The organism is Actinomycetospora sp. (assembly GCF_055612215.1).
Window position 1 is genome coordinate 1 of the sequence record NZ_JBVPVA010000315.1, and the last position, 2,993, is coordinate 2,993.

Annotated in this window: 2 protein-coding genes; both read right to left on the bottom strand. The window is 76.8% G+C overall.

Annotation, left to right across the window (positions count from 1 at the left end):
* Nucleotides 1–208: 208 nt before the first annotated feature.
* A complete protein-coding gene (locus tag AC0CYZ_RS09060; RefSeq protein WP_472214442.1) occupies nt 209–2,080 on the bottom strand; it encodes an ATP-binding protein in 1,872 nt (623 codons plus the stop codon).
* Nucleotides 2,077–2,763: a response regulator transcription factor gene (locus tag AC0CYZ_RS09065; RefSeq protein ID WP_472214444.1), complete on the bottom strand. Its 687-nt coding sequence runs from the start codon at nt 2,761–2,763 to the stop codon at nt 2,077–2,079. The genes AC0CYZ_RS09060 and AC0CYZ_RS09065 overlap by 4 nt, the downstream gene beginning before the upstream one ends.
* Nucleotides 2,764–2,993: the final 230 nt, after the last annotated feature.

Here is a 2,993-nt window from a genome sequence, read left to right on the forward strand (position 1 = left end):
GCGCGGCTCGGGCGCACACCCCCCGCCGGGTATCCGTGCAGGTGGAACATGGTGTCGTTCCACGTCCAGCGGTCGGTGCCCGGATGCCACGAGTAGGCGCCGATCCTGTCCATCCCACCCCTGACGGTTCCGGGTCCGGACCTTCCGGAGGGTAGTCGGATACCCACTGATCGGAGGACGACAGCGCCCGACCGTGAGATCCACAGGTTCACGGGTCGAGGGGCACCTGCAGGACGAGGTCCGAGCCGTCCGCGGCCGCGCGGTAGGACAGCTCGCCACCGTGGGCGCGCGCGAGGGCCCGCGCGATCGAGAGTCCGAGCCCGGCCCCGCCCGAGTCGCGCGCCCGGGCCTCGTCGAGGCGGACCAGCCGGTCGAAGATCCGCTCCCGGTCCGCCTCGGCCACCGGCTCGCCGTCGTTGTGGACCACCACCTCGGCCCGCCCCCCGTTCCCGGCCCCGGAGATCTGCGAGACGGCCAGGCGCACCGCCCCGCCCGGCCGGACGTGGCGCCGCGCGTTGTCGAGCAGGTTCACGAGCACCCGCCGCAGCTTCTCCTCGTCGCCCGCCACGACCACGGGCCCGTCCGCAGCCATGGCCACGTCCAGGGCCGGATCGACGAGGCGCAGCCGCCCGAGGAGGTCGCGGGCCAGCGCGGCGAGGTCCACCGGGCGCCGGTCGAGCTCGGCGCCGCCCGAGTCGCGCGCCCGGGCCTCGTCGAGGCGCACCAGCCGGTCGAAGATGCGTTCCCGGTCCGCCTCGGCCACCGGCTCGCCGTCGTTGTGGACCACCACCTCGGCCCGCTCGGCGCCCTCGACCCGGGCCACCGTCAGGCGGACCGCCCCGCCCGGCCGGACGTGGCGGCGCGCGTTGTCCAGCAGGTTCACGAGCACCCGCCGCAGCTTCTCCTCGTCGCCCGCCACGACGACCGGCCCGTCCGCCGCCACGGCCACGTCCAGCGCGGGGTCGACGAGGCGCAGCCGCCCGACCTGGTCCCGGGCCAGGGCCGTGAGGTCGACCGGACGCCGGGCGAGCTCCGCGCCGCCCTCGATCCGGGCGAGGTCGAGCATGTCGGTGACGAGCGACGACGCCCGGGAGGTCTCGCGCACCAGGGCGATCGCGAGCTCCTCGCGGGTCTCGCGGTCGTCGTCGGAGTCGCGCACGAGCGTCTCGGCGAGCGTCTGCATCCCGGCCAGCGGGGTCCGCAGCTCGTGGGCCGCGTCGGAGAGGAACCGCCGCGTGGTCGCCTCGGACCGGCGCGCCTCCTGCTCGGCGGCGCGGGCGGACGACGCGGCCTCGTGCGCCTCCCGCGCCGCGGCCTCGGAGCGCTGCTGGGCCGCGTCGAGGGCGTCGAGCATCTCGTCGAACGCCGCCGCGGTGCGCCCGATCTCGGTGTCGGTGGTCGCCGGGCGCAGCCGCCGGCCGCGGTCGCCGGTGGTGATCGCCCGCGCCACCCGCGTCATCGCGTCGAGCGGGCGCAGCGCCGCGGACACCCCGCTGAACAGCACCACCGCAGAGATCGCGAGCCCGACCAGCCCGACGCCGACCATCACCCCCCGCAGCCGGCCGACGACGTCGTCGACCTCCCCGGGGTCCGCGGACAGCCGCACGACGGTCCCGTCGGCGAGCGGCCGCACCACCGACAGCGCGGGACCGTGCCCCGGCCGACCCGGGCCGTCGTCGGGACCGCCGTCGCCAGGACCCCGCGGCGGCCCGTCGGTTCCCGCCGTGCTTCCGGGGCTGCGCGGCGGCCGTGGGCCGGGACCTCCGGGACCCGGTCCGGGCGGGCCCGCGACCCCCTGCAGCACCGCGCCCGTCGCCGACAGCCGCACCGCGCGCACGCCCTGGCCGTCGAGGAACCCGACCAGCTGGTCCGCGGGCACCCCCTGCGCGACGAGGCTGTCCACCCGTGCCGCGCGGTCGCTCAGCCGGGACTGCTGGTCGCGGTCGAGGGCCGCCGTGAGCGCGAGGTCGACGACGAGGCCCGCCGCGAGCAGCGTGACCGCCACGACCGCGACGACGATCGCCGTGACCCGCCACCGCAACGAGCGCACCGGGACCACCCGGCGGCCCGGGGTGCTCACGCCCCGTCCCCGCCGGCGCGCAGCGTGTAGCCCAGCCCGCGGCTGGTGTGCACGATCCGCGGGCCGTGCGCCTCGAGCTTGCGGCGCAGCGCCGAGAGGTGGACCTCGACGAGGTTGGGGTCGTACGCGTCGTAGCCCCAGACCTGCGTGAGGATCTGGTTCTTGCTCACCACCCGCCCGCGCTGCTCGGCGAGGTAGCGCAGCAGCCGCAGCTCGGTCGCGGTCAGGCCCAGCGGCGCGCCGGCCCGCGTCGCGACGCCCGCCTCCTCGTCGATCACCAGGTCCCCGACGACGAGGGCCGTCGGCGTCCGTCCCCGCCGGCGCAGCACCGCGCGGACCCGGCTGGTCAGCTCCTCGAGCAGGAACGGCTTGACGACGTAGTCGTCCGCGCCGGTGTCCAGGCCGCGCACCCGGTCCTCGAGGCCGTCGCGCGCGGTGACCATGACGATGCCGGCGTCGGTCCGGTCCCGGACGACCTCGAGGAGCCGGAAGCCGTCACGCCCGGGCAGCATGACGTCCAGGACGACGAGGTCGGGCCGGAACCCGTCGAGGCACTCCTCGAGCCCGGCCCCGTCGGGCAGGCCGCGGGCGGTGTACCCGGAGCGGCCGAGCGCGCGCACGATCGACTCGCGCATCGTCGACTCGTCCTCGACGACGAGCACCCGTGGATCGCCGCTGCTCATCGCGGTCCATCAGACCAGGCGGCGCTGAACCACGCCTGAAGCGCGCCGTCCCTGAAGCGCCGCTGAGGAAGCGGCCGGCGCGCGCGGGCCTCAGGGACGCTTCAGGTCCGCGGGCCACGGTCGGTGCCACGCCCTCGACGGACGAGGGCGCTCCCGACGCAGATCGGAAGGACCCGATGAGCGAGCACGAAGCCGCCGAGGCCGACCAGGACCGTCGCCGTCCGGCCGCG

Excerpts from the sequence above, each read along its gene's own strand:
- AC0CYZ_RS09065 (WP_472214444.1), bottom strand. The coding sequence starts at position 2,763 with ATGAGCAGCGGCGATCCACGGGTGCTCGTCGTCGAGGACGAGTCGACG.